15 protein-coding genes and 1 riboswitch are annotated in these 19,706 nt (G+C 48.0%); of the genes, 8 read left to right on the top strand and 7 right to left on the bottom strand.

Going from position 1 to position 19,706, the window contains the following annotated elements; translation table 11 throughout:
• Positions 1–64: 64 nt before the first annotated feature.
• The 3 genes from M2277_RS06950 to M2277_RS06940 all read right to left on the bottom strand — a co-directional run bounded on the left by M2277_RS06950 (position 65) and on the right by M2277_RS06940 (position 4,003).
• Positions 65–1,423 (bottom strand): MATE family efflux transporter, encoded by a 1,359-nt coding sequence (locus M2277_RS06950; RefSeq protein WP_280754450.1) that lies wholly within the window; start codon positions 1,421–1,423, stop codon positions 65–67.
• A gap of 310 nt (positions 1,424–1,733) precedes the next feature.
• Entirely contained in the window at positions 1,734–2,894 is a 1,161-nt protein-coding gene (purT, locus tag M2277_RS06945; protein WP_280754449.1) for a phosphoribosylglycinamide formyltransferase 2, read from the bottom strand.
• 86 nt (positions 2,895–2,980) lie between these two features.
• A riboswitch (ZMP/ZTP riboswitch) is annotated at positions 2,981–3,061 on the bottom strand.
• A 66-nt stretch (positions 3,062–3,127) separates the two neighbouring features.
• Entirely contained in the window at positions 3,128–4,003 is an 876-nt protein-coding gene (locus M2277_RS06940) for a LysR family transcriptional regulator (RefSeq protein WP_280754448.1), read from the bottom strand.
• A gap of 111 nt (positions 4,004–4,114) precedes the next feature.
• Here M2277_RS06940 and dapA point away from each other — a divergent pair, with 111 nt between their 5' ends.
• From dapA to M2277_RS06925, 3 genes are all read left to right on the top strand, one after another.
• A complete protein-coding gene (gene dapA / locus M2277_RS06935) occupies positions 4,115–5,008 on the top strand; it encodes a 4-hydroxy-tetrahydrodipicolinate synthase (RefSeq protein ID WP_280754447.1) in 894 nt (297 codons plus the stop codon).
• Between the two features lie 167 nt (positions 5,009–5,175).
• Positions 5,176–6,615, top strand: a complete 1,440-nt coding sequence (locus M2277_RS06930) for a PAS domain-containing sensor histidine kinase (RefSeq protein ID WP_280754446.1) — start codon at positions 5,176–5,178, stop codon at positions 6,613–6,615.
• A 27-nt stretch (positions 6,616–6,642) separates the two neighbouring features.
• Positions 6,643–7,098 carry a hypothetical protein gene (locus M2277_RS06925; protein ID WP_006210562.1) on the top strand — a complete coding sequence of 152 codons (456 nt, stop codon included), beginning with the start codon at positions 6,643–6,645 and terminating at the stop codon, positions 7,096–7,098.
• A 309-nt stretch (positions 7,099–7,407) separates the two neighbouring features.
• On the opposite strand, the gene M2277_RS06920 is transcribed toward M2277_RS06925, so the two are convergent.
• The 3 genes from M2277_RS06920 to M2277_RS06910 all read right to left on the bottom strand — a co-directional run bounded on the left by M2277_RS06920 (position 7,408) and on the right by M2277_RS06910 (position 11,839).
• Positions 7,408–7,929 (bottom strand): GNAT family N-acetyltransferase, encoded by a 522-nt coding sequence (locus M2277_RS06920; RefSeq protein WP_280754445.1) that lies wholly within the window; start codon positions 7,927–7,929, stop codon positions 7,408–7,410.
• Positions 7,930–8,151: 222 nt separating this feature from the next.
• On the bottom strand, positions 8,152–10,434 hold the full coding sequence (locus M2277_RS06915) for a glycoside hydrolase family 3 C-terminal domain-containing protein (RefSeq protein ID WP_280754444.1): 2,283 nt from the start codon (positions 10,432–10,434) through the stop codon (positions 8,152–8,154).
• Between the two features lie 133 nt (positions 10,435–10,567).
• Positions 10,568–11,839 (bottom strand): helix-turn-helix domain-containing protein, encoded by a 1,272-nt coding sequence (locus M2277_RS06910; RefSeq protein ID WP_063480598.1) that lies wholly within the window; start codon positions 11,837–11,839, stop codon positions 10,568–10,570.
• A gap of 291 nt (positions 11,840–12,130) precedes the next feature.
• Here M2277_RS06910 and M2277_RS06905 point away from each other — a divergent pair, with 291 nt between their 5' ends.
• The 4 genes from M2277_RS06905 (at position 12,131) to M2277_RS06890 (ending at position 17,242) form a co-directional block, all read left to right on the top strand.
• The gene (locus M2277_RS06905) at positions 12,131–13,303 is read left to right on the top strand and encodes an ROK family transcriptional regulator (protein WP_280754443.1); all 1,173 of its coding nucleotides are present in this window, start codon (positions 12,131–12,133) and stop codon (positions 13,301–13,303) included.
• A gap of 17 nt (positions 13,304–13,320) precedes the next feature.
• Entirely contained in the window at positions 13,321–14,595 is a 1,275-nt protein-coding gene (locus M2277_RS06900; protein ID WP_280754442.1) for a hypothetical protein, read from the top strand.
• 1 nt (position 14,596) lies between these two features.
• Complete coding sequence (locus tag M2277_RS06895; protein WP_036637317.1) at positions 14,597–15,790, top strand: MFS transporter; 1,194 nt, start codon at positions 14,597–14,599, stop codon at positions 15,788–15,790.
• Between the two features lie 216 nt (positions 15,791–16,006).
• Positions 16,007–17,242 (top strand): peptidase, encoded by a 1,236-nt coding sequence (locus tag M2277_RS06890; protein WP_280754441.1) that lies wholly within the window; start codon positions 16,007–16,009, stop codon positions 17,240–17,242.
• A gap of 82 nt (positions 17,243–17,324) precedes the next feature.
• Here the strand turns inward: M2277_RS06890 and M2277_RS06885 are convergent, their stop codons facing one another.
• Complete coding sequence (locus tag M2277_RS06885; protein WP_076151498.1) at positions 17,325–18,044, bottom strand: YebC/PmpR family DNA-binding transcriptional regulator; 720 nt, start codon at positions 18,042–18,044, stop codon at positions 17,325–17,327.
• Between the two features lie 343 nt (positions 18,045–18,387).
• On the opposite strand from M2277_RS06885, the gene M2277_RS06880 reads away from it, so the two are divergent.
• On the top strand, positions 18,388–19,596 hold the full coding sequence (locus tag M2277_RS06880; RefSeq protein WP_280754440.1) for an MFS transporter: 1,209 nt from the start codon (positions 18,388–18,390) through the stop codon (positions 19,594–19,596).
• The last annotated feature ends 110 nt before the right edge of the window (positions 19,597–19,706 follow it).

Genomic DNA, 19,706 nt, shown 5'->3' with positions numbered 1-19,706 from the left:
AAACAGGTGGATTCCTGTTCTTAGAGTCATCATTCGTTCTCCGTTATCCATTGAATCTTGTTCCTTAAGCATGAACCGCTATCGATGTAGATGCAGCGGGCTTGCTCAACCTCTTGATACTCATATAATAGGCGATGCCGAGCGGGATGACTGCACCTAACCATGCCAGCGGATTAGCCAGGCTTGCACCGAGGAAACCGATCTGTGCGGTCAGGAAGATGGCAGCCAGAACGCGCATGATCAGCTCCATAATGCCTGCCACCGTTGGAATAAAGCTCTGTCCCAAGCCTTGGAGGGTGAAGCGGTATATAAACAACAGCGACAGGAGTAAATAGGTGCTTCCGTTCGATAAGAAGTACAGCCTGCTGAGCGATAGCAATTCCTCCTGACCCTGACCGACAAACAGACTGACCGCGGCAGGACCCGCGAATATGACCAGCAATCCCACGGCGATGCTGAACGATCCCGAGAGCCAAATGCACTGTTTAACCCCCAGCCTGATTCGATCTATTCGGTTTGCCCCATAATTCTGAGCCGCAAACGTTGCCATCGTAATGCCAAAGGAGCTCATAGGCTGGGTCGCGAGCATATCAATTTTCTGAGCTGCGGTGTATGCAGCTACGGCGGTTGCACCGAGTCCATTCAGCGTAATCTGAAGAATGATGGCTCCGATCGCAATGATGGAGGCTTGGAAGCCCATGGGAAAGCCGATCCACATATGCTGGCGGATAAATGTCCAGTCTATGGACCAATCCGCGTTCTTGAACTGCAGCAGCGGTACTTTTTTGTGAATATAGATCAGACACAGCAAGCAGGAGAACAGCTGTGATACAACCGTCGCAAGTCCTGCTCCTGCTACGCCCATCTTGAATACAAGAATAAACAGCAGATCCAGTACAATATTCAGAATGCTTGCAACCACTAAGAAGAGCAGCGGCGTTCGGCTGTCCCCTAGCGCTCTGAGCAGATTGGCCAACAAGTTGAACAGAACGGCTGCGCCAACACCCCAGTTGATAACAATCAAATAGGAGTAGGCATCATCCAATATTTCAGCCGGCGTATTCATCATCTCAAGCACCGGTCTCGTAAACATCACACTGACAACGGTTAGAAAAATGGTGAAGACAAGGCTGATCCAGATGCTCGTGCCGACACTTTTACGGATACCTGCGATATCTTTTGCACCGAAGCGCTGAGCCGTTATGATGGACAATCCTGCGGTCAAGCCTTGGGCAAAACCGATGACAAAGAACAAAATGCTGCCTGTCGAACCTACGGCTGCAAGTGCGTCCACCCCAATTGTCCGTCCCACGATGAGTGTATCTGCCATATTGTAAAACTGCTGAAAAACATTACCGATTAAGAGCGGAATCGTAAACATCACGATCAGCTTGATCGGACTTCCCTGTGTCATATCTCTCATGTTATTTCTCCTATGCCTGTAGAGCGTTCTATTTATATGTTGAAATGAATCCCGTGATAAGGCCCCAAATGATGGGATTATCGGGATGTGGACCATCGTATTCCTGTGTATCTTATCATGAACGATCGTAAATTTCTGCATATTTATTATTAATTTTTAAATTACATATACTCGTCTCGGCACCACGGCACGGCAATAGCGAAACGGATGCTCGCGGCTGCTTCCTATAGAAATAGGCCAACCGGGAAGTGCCGGTTGACCTTAGAACATGATCAAGAGGGACAAGCAAGAAAGGTTACACTTTAAGCGATTAAACTTTTTCTACAGCAAGCATCTCCCATGCTTTTTTTGCACGTGAACGTGCCTCTTCTACATGGCTGGCCGTGGACAGCGCAACCGCGACGCGTCTTCCGACCTTGGTTACAGGCTTGCCAAAAATGCGCAGCTGAGTGTTCGGAACGGCAAGTGCCCGCTCAGCACCGGTAACCGTATAATGTTCCAGCTCTTTCGGTGCTTTCAACGGCCGGCTGGCTCCAGGCGTGATCCATTCGATCTCGGGTATCGGATACCCGAGAATGGCACGTACATGAAGCGCAAATTCGGACAGGTTTTGTGTGACAAGCGTAACCAAGCCGGTATCATGCGGCCTTGGAGATACTTCACTGAAGTACACTTTGTTCTCGGTCAAGAACAGCTCTACCCCAAACAATCCGAACCCGCCAAGCTCGTCGGTAATCGCCTTTGCTATACCTTTGGCTTCCTCAATCTGCTCTTCCGACATGTTATGCGGCTGCCAGGATTCGATGTAGTCTCCACTCTCCTGGATATGCCCGATTGGCGCGCAGTAGTTTGTCCCACTCACAGAGCGAACCGTCAGAAGTGTTATCTCGGATTGAAACGTAATAAATTCCTCAATGATCACTCTCCCGTTCTGCACCCGGCCGCCTTCCATGGCAATATTCCAGCAGGACGCGATCTCATCTACTGAGCGGCAGACACTCTGGCCTTTGCCGGATGAGCTCATAAGCGGTTTAATGACACACGGAAATCCCATCTCCCGCACAGCCTGAACAAACTCCTCATACGTATCGGCAAACCGATAACCCGCAGTCGGCAGCCCCAGCTTCTCCGACGCCAGTCGGCGGATGCCTTCCCGATCCATCGTCAGTTTCGCGGCTCTCGCGGTAGGAATAACGCGGTATCCCTCTTCCTCCAGCTTCACAAGCTCCGACGTTGCCAGTGCTTCAATCTCGGGAACGATCAAATCCGGCTTCTCCTGCTCTATGATCTCGCGCAGCTTATCCCCATCCAGCATATCAATGACATAACTGCGATGGGCGACATGCATGGCGGGAGCATCGGCATAACGATCAACGGCGATGGTTTCAACGCCCAGTCTCTGTGCCTCGATGACAACCTCTTTTCCCAGTTCTCCTGATCCTAGCAGCAGTATTTTCTTCGTTTTCAACATCGTTGTGATATCCCCTTTCTTTCATAGTTTCAGAGATGATAGAAGTCATTAGAATAATAAAAGAGGTAAGGGAAATAAGCTTCCCTTACCTCTGCCCAGGCGTACGGCCGTTGTCATCCATGTGCTCCCTCATGGTCCCCCATGCTACGCCAGTCACACATAAACCTATACATTGTTAGCTAAATCATACTTAATCTTTCCCTTAAATGCAATATCATCGGACAGAGCTTTTTCTAGGGTTTGGATATCATCATATCGATGAAATCTCTCTGCGCATGCGAGATCCATTTCTTAGGATGTATCACCATCTGTATGTCCAGTCGGATATCCGGATGGATAAAGGGAAGAACAGCCAGCTCTCCCCGCTTGATTTCCGCTTCGGCTACCATGCGGGGCAACAGCGAAATCCCCGAACCGGACATGACATAGCGCTTAATCGCTTCGGGATTGCCTAATTCCAATCCTATACGTAAGGGAACGCCGCGGGCACGAAGGACCTTTTCCAGCATGATACGATAATTGCAGCTATCCTCGGTCATAATCCATTCTACATCAGCCAGATGTTCAAGCTTAATGACGGGATGAACATGCAGAGGATGATTCGGGTGAGCGACCAGTAATAGAGGTTCCTCCCTGATTCGAATCCATGTTAAGGATGCATCAGACGGGTTATGTTCCAGCATGAGACCCATATCGTACTCGCCTTCCCTCACTTTACTCACAATGCGGTCTTCACGATCTGGCTGCAAACGAATGGAAAGATCCTCATATTGATGTCTCAGCCGATGTACGACCGGCGGAAGAAAATAAGCGGCTAACGAGTCGATGGTCCCTATCGATAAGGTGCCCCCGCCTTGTTTGGTCAGCTTTTCCTTCGACTGCTGGAACAGGTCCAGCATCTGAACTGCATACTTCAGAAGCTCCTCTCCGGACTTCGTCAACCGCAGACCTTTGCCGTATCGCTCAAACAGCTTGACGCCATATTCCTTCTCCAGCTTCTGAATCTGAGTGGTTACGCTGGATTGAGCATATCCTAACTCCTCCGCAGCTTTCGTGAAACTTTGACGATCCGCCACTTCCTTGAATGTTTGCAGGTAGATGAGTTCCATCTCGCTCTCCTTATCAATAATATTGATAATAATTATCTATTATTATAGATAACACTGATCCTGATTGCCATGATACAGTATAACCACAACCAATGAAATGGAGGAAGGGCCATGTTGAATGAGCAGCAGCTGCATGGAATTTATGTGCCTGTCATTACACCCTTTTCACAGGATTATGAGCTGGACCTTATTTCGTATCAACGTTATGTAGAGAACTTGTTAACCCATGACATTCAGGGTTTGGTCATCAACGGTACGACCGGCGAGGCGCCAACGGTTACGTGGGAGGAGGTTGTTCGGCTTACAGGGGAAACCCGGAGAATTCTGGGCAAGCGGCAATTGCCGCTGGTCATCGGTACAGGAACGAACGATACGGTCTCCAGCGTGAAACGGACGGAACAGGCAGCGCTTATCGGTGCCAATGCCGTATTGGTAGTCACACCTTACTACAGCCGTCCTTCAATAGAAGGGATCATGGAACACTTCCGTCAAGTGTCCGAGGTCGGTATACCGGTTATCTTGTATGAAGTTCCTTCGCGTACAGGTATCCGGCTGCCGGTCGATGCCATAAGAAGAATCATGGATCTGCCTGGTGTGATTGGCATGAAGGATAGCACCTCAAGTACGGAGTTAATGAAGGAATTATCACAGAATCGTACGAAGCCTGTTCTATGCGGGGATGATATTCACTTCCAGGAAATGCTGTATCATGGCGCTTCCGGCGGGATTCTGGCGTCTGCCAACTTGAATACCGAGGCCTACATTCGCATGTATCAATTAGCTGCCCAAGGGGACTATTTTCGGTCTGAACTGGAATTTGAAGTGCTGATTCCGTGTATTCAGAAGCTGTTCGCAGAATCTAATCCCGTTCCACTCAAATGGCTGCTCGCCAAGCAAGGGCTCATCTCTAATGACACTCTTCGTCTGCCGATGGCACCCATTTCGGAGGAGCTAAAGCTATCCTTTGAAAAGGTCCTGCGAAATCTGTTCTTTCACACGCGTTGAGCAGTAAGTTGCTCTAAGAAAAAGGCAAGGAGGATTTGTTGCCTTGCCTTTTCTGTATGGCGGGCAGCCAAAGCCAAAGATCAATAGAATAGGATTGATGAAAGATAGGGACCAACATATAATATGGGTAACTTCGATCCTTGCAGATATTTGAGAGGAGACTTGCAGTGCTGCCCTATCCCAACCAAAATCCTGATTTTGCTTTTGAACAAGCTGTAATTGGAATGGCAATTGTTTCACTTGATGGAACTCTACTTAAGGCCAATACGGCACTAAGTGATCTATTGGGTTACACGCAGCAAGCGTTAACTGCCGGGGCGCAGCAAGCGGAAAGCATACGCATGCTATTGAATTGTATCGTTCAGAACGTAAAGGCGTCTCAAGATCATCAGCAATCCATAAACCCTTTTGAACATACCTATCATCATCCAGAGAAGCACATGCTCTACCTCAACATACATACCGGGATTGAGCTGGATACGGAGAAGAATCCCAAGTCGTACTGGGTACAGCTTGAGGATCGAACCCTGCACCGTCAGCTTATGGAGCGGCTCGAACAGAAGGAACAGAAACTCTTCGAGAAAGAACATACATTCCTGCAGCTGCTGGAGATTCTCCCCCTCTCAGTACTCATCACCAAGAAGGGTATTGTCCAGTACGTTAATCCCGCAGCGCTCAGAATGGTAAAAGCCACGCATCCCCGTGATGTTCTTGGCATTTCAACAGATGTAGTGGTCGATGTATCGTCTCATAATGACCTGATCAAGCGCCGTATGCGATATGAGAAAGATGGGGTTATTGGAAGCGTCAACTATCTGATCCGCTGCCTGGACGGGCAAGAGAAGATTGTCAGCGGCTGCACGATAATGGTCCATTATGAAGGTGATACAGCCGCCTTGGGCATCTTCAAAGACATCACCGAGCAGCGGATGGAAGAGGACCGCGTAATGCAGTCTGAGAAGCTAACGACCGCTGGACAGCTGGCCGCAGGAATCGCCCATGAAATCAGGAATCCGTTAACATCCATTAACGGATTCGTGAAGCTGCTGCGATCTTCGGAAAGCAGCAACGAGCTATATTTTGAAATTATTGAATCGGAGCTTAAACGCATTGAGCTGATTGTCAACGAACTGCTGGTGCTCTCCAAGCCGCAAGGGGTTCATGTCAGCGGTCCAATCGAAGTACTGCCGATTCTGGAGCAGATTATTACACTGATGAAGGTTCAAGCCGCACTCAAAAATATCGAAATCATTCCTCATTACCCGGATGTCCCGATATCCGTTCAGGGTGAGGTCAATCAGCTTAAGCAAGTCTTTATCAATCTGCTGAAAAATGCGATGGAAGCGATGAATCAAGGGGGAACCATCACCGTAGACATGCTGCGCAGCGGCCACAATGTTCAAATTGTAGTGCAGGACGAAGGGATTGGGATGACTCCTGAGCAGATCCAATCCTTGGGACAGCCTTTTTTCACAACCAAAGATACAGGAACGGGACTCGGTCTCATGATAACCAAGAACATTATTCACAATCACGGCGGAACGATGAACGTGGAGAGCGTGCCTGATCATGGGACAACCTTTACGATTCAATTACCCGCCTTATGAAATCACCCAATATTGGAGGAATACGGTATGGATAATCAGAATCCAAATACCCATAAACAATTTGCAATGGACTGCTTCAATCAGGTGTGGGATATCTTAGAGAACAAACAGCGTACACCCCAAGAGGAAGAGGACATGATTCATATGTGTCACAGTTCTTTCTGGCATTGGACCCGGGTCGAGGATCATACACAGCGCAACCTTTCGATTGGATATTGGCAGCTCTCCAGAGTGTATGCGGTAGTGGGGCAAGGCGATCAAGCGCTGCGTTATGCCAAGCGCTGCATCACCGTTGGCTCATCCGCAAGTCTCGAACCGTTCTACATCGGATACGGGTATGAAGCGGAAGCCCGTGCTTATCTGGTCTTAGGGGATAAGGAGCGCGCTCTGGCATCCAAAGAATCGGCAGGATCCTATCTGGATAAGGTCACTGAACAAGAGAGCCGAAACATGCTGGCCCTTGATCTGGACAGCCTGTCATAACTTTTGTCCTTCTCTTCGCAGAATCGATCATCGGAATGGCGAAACGGATTGTAGCCAATATAATAGAAGATCTCCCGTAATTTAAAAAAAGGGATTATCCTGCGCCTGCTCTGATACGTCGCTCCGGGAGGCTGGCGAAGGGCTGGCCTTCATCTCCACGTCTTCTGCCATGATCATGGCGCTTTTCAACGATGTCATATACTCATTCTCATATCCAGGGCAAACCTTTCGATACAAATCAAACAGCCCAATATATCTCATTGTCAATCATGAGATATATTGGGCACATATTATATTATCGCAAAAAAACTATGACATGGTTTCCCATTCAGACCTTAACATCGCATAATAATACTCATCCCACCACACATCGCCTTGGGGAATGCACTGCTTAAAATGTCCTTCTCTTCTCATACCCAGCTTCTCCATCACGCGGTAGGAGGGGGTGTTCTCTGGCTGGCACGTCGCAATAATCCGGTGTATGTTCAGTACCTCGAAGCCATACTGGAGCACTGCTCTGGCTGCTTCCGTGGCATAGCCCTTATTCTGATAGGATGAGTTGAAGATCCAGCCGATTTCATACGTAAGCTCCCCGAACCAGGGATGGAACACGATGTGACCGATCACCTGCTGTTCCATCTTCAACATAACCGCGTATTTTCTAGCTTGATCTCCCCTGTTTTCGGACAAAAATAACTTCACTGTCTCCTGCGTAAACACCGCTTCCGGCATATACTTCATCACAACGGGGTCTGATGTATATAGAAGAACATCTTGCCAGTCGCCCGGATCAAACTCGCGAATAACCAATCTTTCTGTAACGATATGCATTTGCCATACTCCTCTTCCAGTTGTATTTAAGTGTTATAACTTACCTTGGCACTTCAATACAGTGGCAAATGCGAGTCGCCGTGTATACAAGTATAACTTGATAACGCCAGGTCACCCTCTTTCTTATGTGTACAGATTACTCTGTGTATGTTCGTTAAGAAGAATCAAATTCCTTCATATTGATTCAAAAAGGAGATTTTTACATTAAAATGACATGAAGTTTCATCGTCGATTCAATCCATCCAGCAGCTGAAGCAGTGTTTCCTCTTTCACTGCCCCGCCCCCAAAGGCCAGGAGATTACGAAGCGGCATATCCTTCATCATGGCTGCAAACAATTCGGAATGGGAATCGTCTTCCGCCATGCCCGACATGGGACTGGCTTCTTGGAATTTCTTCAGCAATTGGCCCGTGGTTTCCGCGGTCACAGGATCACTTAACAGTTCTCCGATGGTCGAATTCAGTGTATATTGCTGTTCCAATCTCACTGTAGACTGCACCTGCAGTGTATCCTTCAGCACAATCTCCTGCGAAGATTTGCCTATGAGTACTTCGAAATCTCCCGATTCCACATGCCAATCCTTCAGTTCAACATTGTAATAGGCAAAGGATCGTTTATCCAGTGTAATACTAACCGTCTTATGCTCGCCTGGCTCAAGGTCGACCTTGGCGAACCCCTTCAGTTCCTTCTCAGGACGGATCACTAAGCTCTCGACATCCCGAACATAGAGCTGCACGATTTCTTTGCCCGCGAGATGACCGGTATTGGTGACCTTTACGCTCACTTCCACCGTTTCGTTATCCGTCAGCTCCGTTCGACTGAACTTTAAATTGCTATACTCAAAGGTGGTATAACTTAACCCATGGCCGAAAGGGAACAGTGTCTTCATTTCTTTTTTGTCGTAATAACGATATCCAACAAAAATCCCTTCTTTATATTCTACTCGGTCCCCTTCGCCAGGAAAGTTCAGAAACGAGGGGTTGTCACTCAGTTTAACGGGGAAGGTCTCTGCGAGCTTGCCGGACGGGTTCTTCTTCCCGAACAGCACATCAGCGATCGCTCCGCCGACAGCCTGCCCACCGAGATAGCCTTCAATTACAGCTTTCACTCGATGAAGCCAGGGCATTTCTACGGGCGAGCCGTTGAGCAGCACCACCACGACATTATTCTGCACTTCCGCAATCGCATCAATCAGTTGAGTCTGATTCGCCGGAAGGGAAAGATGTGTGCGGTCATAGCCCTCAGATTCATAACGATCCGGCAGACCGGCTATGACCACGGCCACTTGCCCCTGGCGTGCAGCCTGCAACGCTTCATGGATGAGAGTCTCATCCACGGCGTCATTCTCCAGCTGATAGCCCTGCGCATAGGTCACGTTCGACACGTGTCCGGACAGTGCAACGATTTCCTCATAAGGCGTGTCAAGCTGAGTCGGATTGATATGGGAGCTGCCGCCTCCCTGGAATCGCGGTGTTTTAGCAAACGCGCCAATGACGGCAATCTTGCTGTCTTGCCCAAGAGGCAGCAGCTGGTCCTCGTTCTGGAGGAGCACCATACTCTCGCCAGCAACTTTTCTCGCTAAGGCGTGATGCTCTTTTTGGTCATAGACTGCCTTTTCTTTTTTATGATCAATCGCCATGAAAATAATTCGCAAGATACGGGCAACGGCACGATCCAGCGCTTCTTCTGTCAGCTTCCCGCTCTGCACGGCATCGATCACTTTACGTTCTCCAAGTCCATTGCTGGAAGGCATTTCGAGCTCCATCCCCGCTGCAAGCGCATCGTCCCGCTGATTGACAGCGCCCCAGTCCGATACCACAAACCCTTCATGGCCCCATTCATCCTTCAAAATTTCCGTTAATAATCTTGGATTCTCCGAAGCATAAGTACCATTCACCTGATTGTAGGAACACATCACCGTCCATGGCTTCGCTTTCTTGACGGCTCCTTCGAAGCTGGCCAGATAAATCTCCCGCAGCGTACGCTCATCAATGACTGCATCCGTTGTCATCCGCCGATGCTCCTGGTTATTAGCGGCAAAATGCTTGAGCGACGTACCCACGCCCTGGCTTTGAACCCCCTGGATATGGCTCGCAGCGAGCTCCGACGAAAGATAAGGATCTTCCGAGAAGTACTCAAAGTTTCTTCCGCACACAGGGGAGCGTTTAATGTTCGCACCAGGTCCAAGCAATACAGCAACGTCCTCTGCCTGACATTCTTCTCCCAGCGCTACACCCACTTGCCGGATCAATTCTCTGTCCCACGAGCTGGCAAGTCCGGCGGCGGAAGGAAAACACGTGGAAGGAACGCTGTCGAATATGCCGAGATGATCAGCACCCTGCCGTTGTTTGCGCAGTCCATGCGGTCCATCCGTCACCATAATCGATGGAATGCCCAGACGCTCCACCCCTTTTAGGTTCCAGAAGTCAAGCCCGCTGCACATTCCCGCTTTTTCTTCCAATGTCATCTGATTGATGATCTTCTCTATATCACGTTGTTCACTCATATCGTCAGCCTCCACATTAAACAGTTTTCAATGCTGACCCTATTATATGAAGGTTGCTCCTAATTTTATTGTAATTTCATTGGAATCTTGGTATTTTCTTTTCTTTATAAAGCGCAATCATGATAATTGCAGACTATATTGGGTCATCCTCGCCTGAATGCGTACTCTTTAACCTGCGGCCTTCACGGTACTGTTTAGGGGTTACGCCTGTCAGCTTCCTGAATACCTTCGTAAAGTAGCTTTGATCATGATAGTTCAGCCGGGCATAAATCACCGATATAGGCAGATCAGTCAGGACCAGCAATTTTTTTGCCTCCTCAATGCGCTGCCCTTGTATATATTCACTAATAGACACCCCGGTTTCCTGTTTGAACCGTCTGGACAGATAACTGGAATTCATATGCACTGAGCGAGACAGCTGCTGTAGGGAGACATCCTCATATAGATGGTTAAAAATATACTGTTTGCACTTCACGACGGCTTTCGAGAAATCACCCTCTTTACATTCCTTCACCCGGTTTGCAAAATCGTAAGTCGCCTGCTGAAGTGCCGTATTCACTTCGTTTGCATCCGTCATCTCCTCCATTTGCTGAATATACAGGTCACTCATCGTATACGCAATCTCTGGATGCAAGCCACCTTCCACCGCTGCACGTGTCATCAGCGCTATCCCCACGATGCTTAGATTCTTCTGATGCCGAACATGGCTTGTCCTGGACAGCGTTCCTATCCCCTCCGTCGTCTGAATGAGCTCCAACTTGTTCACAAGTTCCTCCGGACGTCCATCGGTAACAAGCTGCATCAGCTCCTTCTCATAGATCGGATCATGGTGAAAGGAGACATTGATCCGCTGCTCCGAGACCTGAATATCTATATTTTCGCCCAGACCCTGATATCGCGATCCCCCGTGATTATGCTGCATGACGTCCGTAATATCGATCCGGGTGTGATAGACCAGGTAGTGCAGCATGGCTGCGGCATGAAGAAGCTTCTTCTTATCCATGATTACAAGCCTATCGTAATAACGCTCAAGCGCATCTCTATCCGTGATCCGATGATCACGCGCCAAGCCAACCAGCATATCCTTCCGGATGCGTGAATAAATGCTCGGACCGGCTATCAAACTTCCCATATAAACGCCATTTTCTTCGATTCGTGTTTCGATAAAATTTTCCAACAGGGATGTGCCCAGCATGTATGGACCCTGAACTTCGCCACGATGGGAACTCGAGATCAGCTGTATCATTCGCTCCTGAAGCTCCTTCTGGCCCTGTGATGATATTCCGGCAGGCATTAAGGAGTATTCAATTCTCCGATGTGGATTACAATAATGCATAGGCAGCCCCAAATTATCGTTCATAAGCTTGCAGATATCCATCCATTGCTCCAGCTTCATTCTCTTCATGCTGCCACTCCCATCTACTTCATTCATTGCTTCATTCCATAATTATATGTTATCAGAATAACTATCAATTAGGGATTATGCATCCTTCAGCATATCTTCATCCAATTATTGTTTACTAATTTCCATTGACATCGTTTTCATTAAGGATTTAATATAAACTTATAAAGAGGTTAACAATATCAGAATCTATAAATAATTTGTTTACAAGTACTTTTTCACACCATTTAAGTTTATATAGTAAACTTAATAGAACAACAAACTTTGATACTAAAAAGGAAGTGATCACGTCCAATGGAAGTACATCTGCCCAGCACGATCCGCAGAATGAACAAAGAGATTGTGCTTAATACCATTAAAGATATGGGGCCTATCGCCCGGACCGAAATTGCCAAACAGACCGGAATTACCAAAGCCACCGTATCGGATATCGTCAAGACACTTATTGAAGAGAAATTGATATACGACGAGAAGGATGACGCTGATTTAAGCAAACGCGGCACGAGACTTCATTTTGCCAAACATGCTGCCTTCGGCATCGCCGTTGATCTCGGCGGGACCACACTCCATTTTGGACTATTCAATCTGGCAGGCGAATGCACTGCGAAGCATACGGTAGCTACGTATCAACACCAGACAAGTCAAGAATTTTTGGAGCATATGGCGGCCGATATCAAAGAATTCATTAAACAATCCGGGCAGCCGGAAACCCGCCTTGCCTTCATCAGTATAGCCACTCCAGGAATCGTTGATCCTTCCAGCGGCATGGTTCTCGAAGGCTCGCCTAACTTGCCGGAATGGAAGAACATCGATCTTGGCCGGTACTTTCATAACGTATTTCATGTTCCCGTCACAGTTGAGAATGATGTCCGTGCCGCACTTATTGGCGAGATGTATGCCGGGGCGCTTCAGGATCTGAACTCTGCCGTACTGATTGGAATTGGAACCGGACTCGGGTCCGCCATTCTGATAGATGGCAAAGTGATACGCGGTGCGCGGAACGCAGCCGGCGAGATTGGTTACATGCTGTTCCAGCAGCACCAATTGTATGCTCCTTCAGGCAAGGGACATTTTGAAATCATATGTTCCGGTTCTGGTTTGGAGGCTGCAGCACACGGTATGTTTCATAAGGACCTCACAGCACAAGAAGTATTCGAAATGGCTCTGCAAGGAGATATTCAGGCACGACATCTTGTATCCCGATTTGAGGAGCATCTCGCGATGGGCATCCTGAATATTATATCCCTGCTGAATCCGGAGAAAATCCTGCTCATGGGCGGGGTAACCGAGTCGCTCTCACTCCAGAGTCTGACTGCTAAAGTGGGTCTTCATACTTCGAATGTAACCAATGTAGCCATCGGGATTTCGACCTTGCAGCATCAGTCGGCTCTCCAGGGTATAGCCATTCTAGGGCTGAAGCAAGCTTATCCCTCACTTCAATATATGAAAGACAAACAACTCTACTAACAGGAGCGTGATCAGCAATGTCAGGAATTCAACTGCACCCGCATGATATTTTAGATGAAGGTATGCCGCAGATCATGTCGTATATCCGCAAGCTGAAGGATGTATGCTATATCTTCCCGGAGGTGAATACCATCTTCGAACGAAATCCGAACCCTGTTGGCAACCTGCCAAGGAATGCCGTACATGAAGTCGTGTTCGGTACAGGAACCATGCATGCTATCCTCCCCTCCTATCAAGGGCTTGATCAGCGAAGAGAACCCGGCCTTAGCGATGAACAGGATCCCCTGATGATCATTAAGGAATCGCTTCAGGAGGAACATTACGAGATCATCCCATGGCTCAATATTCTGAATGGTCATTTCGAAGGCCCTCTGCTTGCTCATAATCTGGTTACGGATCTGGATGGACAAGTCATTCCGCACTGGCTCTGTCCCAATGCGCCGGATGTCATCGACTTCTGGGAACAAGCACTGATTGACCTCCGCCAACGTTACGGTTATACCACCTACATGATCGACCGGATCCGGTATCCCGATTGGGGCGGAGAGGAAGTGAATCCAAGAGGATTGTTAACCTGCTTCTGTCCGCATTGTGAGAGAAAAATGAAGGAACAGCACATTGATGTAAGCGCGCTCAAGAATAACCTGCGTCAATGGATCACGCTCTTCGCAGAGAAGAAATTCGATGACGCCGTCACGTTTGCGGAAAACAATGCGCTGATTCAAGAATGGATCGCATTTCGACAACAGAGTGTAACCGGCTTTGTGGAACGTCTCATCGAACGCGTAAGAACTGTAAACGAGGACTTTACGCTGTGGCTGGACCTCTGGCCACCCGCTTACAGTTGGATGCTTGGCCAGGATTATGCGAGCATCACCAAATGCTCACCTGCATTGAAACATTTTCCTTACCATAAGCTGGGCGGCGGGGCCGATGTACAGGGTTTGATCCATTACTTGGCGCATACCGCCGATGAGCAGGAACAAGCATTCCAGGCCTTCAAAAGATTCTTTGCGCTTCCCTATGATCTGACGTATGAGATGTTCAAGCAGGAAGGGTTCCCCATTCAATTCGTCGCGGATCAGAATAACAAGGTTCGCAGCCTGTCCGACCCCAATACACGTATCTATAGCGGAATCCAGATGTGGAACATTTCGCCGCAGAATCTGATTGAAGCGGTACAAGCCGGTGAGAACAGCGCAGCAGATGAGCTGTTGTATTACTGTTACGGCTGGGCGGCTGACGAGTTGTTTGAGGCTTTACAGACCTATCGAGAGAAAGGAATGAACTAACATGCAAAAAATACAGCGTCCGATCATTTACTTTCTCATCTTTGCCACCATGTTTGTCCTCGGCGGAATTCAGAACACCAAGGGTCTCATCCTTGAGAAAGTTCAGACGGATATCAATCTGGATCTCAGTCAAGTCGGTATCATGGTATCCGTCTTTCAGGTGGGATTTTTGTTAGCCAGTCTGGTCGCCGGCATATTTGCCGACCGCAAGGGAATCAAGGCGGTTATGACCCTCGGAACCATTCTGATGATCATTGGTTTAATTGGTACCGGCTCCGCTTATACCGTTGCCTTCTTTCTCGGATTTTATCTGATCGTGGGTGTCGGTATCGGGTCCATGACCGTTTCGGTTGCGACGTTGATTCCGACCTATTTCAAGGAACGGTCCGGCGTGGTGTTTAACCTCGCCAATGCACTGTTCGGAGTTGGTATGATTGTTACTCCGCTCGTTCTGAACGCGATTTTCTCTCATAACATCAGCTGGCGCGCCTTCTACATTGGTGTAGCCGTCGTGATTGCCATCATTCTGGCTGCACTCATGATGTTTAAACCCGAACAGAGAGCTGCAACTGAAGGGCAAGATAAAGTCAGCTTAATGTCTGTCGCGAGGTTGTTTAAAGACCGGCAAATCTTATATGTCATTCTGTTCATTCTGTTCTATGTTGCAGCGGAAGCCGGCTTCCTGAATTTCTTCCCGATTTTCTATACGTCGCTGGACATTGCCGGGATGGATGCAGCGCAAAAAGCTTCAACCGCAGCCTATATCATCGCCAGCTTTGCATTTCTCTTTACCATTGGACGTTTTGTAGGCGGGTTCATCATCTACAAGCTTGGTGAGAGACGCACCTTGATCGGCTTCTCCGTATTCGCCCTTCTCGCCTTGATCCTCGGCCGTCTGCTGGTTGTGAATGCCAGTTATTTAATGATGCTGTTCGGACTTGCCCTGTCCGTGTTGTTCCCGACGGCTCAAGGCATCGCCTCCAAGCTGACGAAGCAAGCCGGATCACTGCAAGGCGTTATCTATGTTGCATCCGGTCTCGGAGGCGCGGTAGTCGGACTCTTGATCGGTGAAATATCGGATGCTTTTGGCATTCAGCATGGATTTAATTTGATTTTCGTATTTACAGCTATCATTACGGTGCTGGCAATGCTGATTCGCACTCCTAAACAAGAAGAAACTAAGACTGCAGCTTAATAAGCCATTAGACCGCCCGAAGCCTTATCTTCGGGCGGTTTTTTATGTCTATCTGGACTTGACCGTTGGAATTACAGAACGATTTTTCAGCAGCTGTGCAACCTTTGAGACCTTCTCCCGTCTATAGTGGTGCAGCAAGTACAATTTACCAATTGAAATATCGCTTGGCTGTATCCTGGCTCGTTAGGATAATCTTTTATTTGGAGGATACCAACAATGAACAAAATCTACAAAGTACTAACAACCACTACGATACTCGCCATGACCGCACTGCCGATCGCAGCAAGTGCACAGGGCGCTCCTCCTGCTTCCATCCATTCGGAACAAGGCAGCAATGTGAATCAGGTGAAGCGTGTGCCTGGAACCCTGGGTTACATTACGGATTATGTAAATGACAAAACAGGCAAATCGATTACGGTTACCGGCCGCGGCTTGGCTGCTACCGATCAACGTGAAATCAAGCTTTCCATCTCCAAAGATACTAAAATCGTGGATGCACAGGGAAATAAAGTCCAGCTTCAGACCATCGTAGATAAAAACAAAGCCATTAAAGCTTTCTATAGCCCGAATATCACCAAAAGCCTCCCGGCTCAAGGAGCTGCACTTACCATCATTGTCTCGGACCATGACTTTGCCGCTATAGACGGGACCATCTCCGAAATAAACGAACGAGGTTTTCTTGTAGAAGGAAGCAACGTGTACGGTGACAACGCAGAGACCATTTGGCTTCATCCGGATCCCAAAACGACCATTATCGATCAAAATGGAAAGACACTGAAAGCAAGTGACCTGAAAGCCGGCATGACCGTTCGTTCCTTCTACGGTCCGTATGTTGCGTTAAGTTTCCCTCCTCAATCCTCTACAAACTATATTCTGGTGAACACGGATTCCGCCAATGACGAGCAGGAAACCGAGGCCGGCATTAACGGTATCCTTACGGAGAAAACAGATGGCAGAATTTCGATTAGCGGCCAACCATCGAATCCTGACGGATATGAATACGTGGTGCTCGCCATCGATGGGGACACGCAGATCGTGGATGCACAAGGTAAGCCTTTAACATCTGATGTGCTGAACGAGGGTCGGCGGATCGAAGCACAATACGTGCCCGTCATTTACCCTGCGCTGCCGCATGCCGATAAAATCGTTGTATCTGATGCTTCAGCACCAAGAGTTGAAGGCACAATAACTGCATCTGAACGCACTACCCAGGATCACCTGTACATTAATGTGGGTTCAGATCAATCCACGGATAACGATATCATTCTCAACATATCCAAGGACACCCAAATAATCGGTCTCAGCCCTGATGAGAAACTGAAGCCCGGCACAAAGATTGTAGCTTACCACTCCCTTATCATGACCAAATCAATCCCTGCTATCACTTCAGCGGAAGTCATTGTTGTTCAACCTGACATTACGCTGCCGTTCGAATCACCTATAAAAGGATAATCTGCGCTATAACGCAAAAACCATCGTGTTCAGAAGTGCTGAATACGATGGTTTTTTGTGTACATACATGGATCGAGTTCTTCTATTCTTCAAACTCTACGTTATGATAGACCTGTTGCACATCTTCCAGATCTTCCAGCGCATCAATCAGCTTCTCGAATTGCGCCTCAGCATCACCTGGCAGTGTAACAAAGTTCTGTGCCAGCATGGTCAGCTCTGACACCGTAAACTCCGTAACCCCTGCAGCCTTAAAAGCCTCCTGTACCGCATGGAACTGGTCCGGCTCAGCATACACGATTACAGCATCTTCCTCTTCAAGGATGTCACGTACATCCACATCTGCTTCAAGCAGCAGATCCATGACCTCTTCCGATGTCTTACCTTCAACGCCGAACACGGCCGTTGGATCGAACATATAAGATACAGAGCCGCTGACGCCCATGTTACCGCCGTTCTTGTTAAAGGCAGAACGCACTTCCGGTGCCGTACGATTGACGTTATTGGTCAACGCGTCAACAATGATCATCGAACCGTTCGGACCAAATCCTTCGTAACGAAGCTCCACATAATTCTCGTCTCCGCTGCCCTTCGCTTTTTCCAGAGCACGGTCGATAATGGCTTTAGGCACATTGTATGTTTTCGCGCGCTCAAGCACGACCTTGAGCGCACGGTTCGACTCCGGATCCGGTTCACCCTTCTTGGCTGCCACATAAATCTCAACACCAAACTTAGCGTAGACGCGACTCGTATTCGCATCCTTGGATGCTTTTTTTTCTTTAATATTATTCCATTTACGGCCCATATATTTCCGCTCGCTTTCATTATTGAATCTGTAGCCGGTATTCAATAAATACCCTTGTCCATTATATCTCTATTAAGTAGCATGAACAAGGTTAAGAGCACATTTAGAGTAAATCCCAAACAAAAAACAATCTCGTCTATTCAAGGATATAATCGGCTCATAAATACAAGCAGAATGTGCCTGTTTTTAATTGCATACTGTAGACAAAAAATACATTTGTATTGAACATTTATAGATTGAATGTTAATATGTCTATGTATTTAATAAACTAAATGCGCATTCGTTTATTAAATAATCAATTATGACTCCGTTTCACACGAGTCACGAAAGGAGAATCCTCATTATGCTTCTTAACAACCCGTATGTCCGAACGATTATTTTGTCACGCGTTCTTTTAAATCTTGGCATTTGGGTTCGTAACTTTGCGATTCTGTTATATGTCACCGACATAACCAACAACGATCCTTGGTTTGTATCCCTCATATCGGTAGCCGAATTTGCCCCCATCTTCCTGTTCGCTTTCATTGGTGGTACATTTGCAGACCGGTGGCGACCTAAACGAACCATGATCGGTGCCGATGTGTTGTCAGCCGTTTCCGTTTTTCTCGTACTGATTGCTGTCCACAATAACTCATGGCAGGCGCTGCTAGTCGTTACGTTATTCTCAGCCATCATGTCACAGTTCTCCCAACCCTCGGCTATGAAATTGTTCAAACAGCATGTGCCGGAACATCAGCTCCAATCCGTCATGGCTATATTCCAATCCTTAATGGCCTTCTTTATGGTGATCGGCCCCATTGCAGGAGCATTCGTGTATCAGAAGTTTGGAATTGAAGCATCCCTTATCGCAACAGGTGTATTATTCCTGGGTTCCGCTCTGATCCTGGTGTGGCTGCCGAGAGATCAAGAGAAAGAATCAAAGTCTGAACAACGGAGCCTCTTGCAGGAAGCTATTGAAGGTCTGCGCTATGTGTGGAATAACCGCGCCTTGCGGACGCTGGCTACAACCTTCGCTGCCGCCGGTCTCGCTGCCGGACTTATTCAGCCCATGATGCTGTTTGTCACGATTGAGAATCTCGGGCAGGATAAATCTTTCCTGCAATGGCTGCTAACCGCGAACGGTGCTGCGATGCTGCTTGGCGGGGGCTTCGTTATGGTGTTAGCCAAAAGAATATCGCCGCAATCCTTGCTGGCGCTTGGCCTTACCATCAGCGCACTGGGCAACCTCGGCATCGGCTGGTCTACGAGCATTCTCTTCACTCTGCTGTTGCAGGTAGTCAATGGTTTCTTCTATCCCACCATTCACATCGGCATCAACACGCTCATTCTGACGAATACCGAGAATGCATACATCGGACGCGTAGGCGGCGCTCTGACACCGATCTTCATGGGCATGATGGTCATTGGCATGTCGCTTGGCGGATTACTGAAAAATCAGTTTTCCTTATTCACCGTATTCTCAGCAAGTGCCCTCCTGTTTCTGATAGGCTCCGCTCTGCTGATCCCTTTGTTTAAAAAAAGCAGGAACGCCACAAATAGTCTCGTACAATGATGATCAGAGCCACCTCACGCTGAGGTGGCTCTTGGCGTGAATCGGCTTAATCCAGCATCTCCACGCTTGAGCAAAAATAAAAAACCGAAGTCCCTCCTCTCGGAGAGCTC

It is taken from the genome of Paenibacillus sp. LBL (assembly GCF_029893715.1).
Lineage (GTDB): Bacteria > Bacillota > Bacilli > Paenibacillales > Paenibacillaceae > Paenibacillus_AQ > Paenibacillus_AQ glucanolyticus.
Note: the sequence above shows the minus strand (reverse complement) of the source record. Positions and strands in the feature narration are given on the sequence as shown.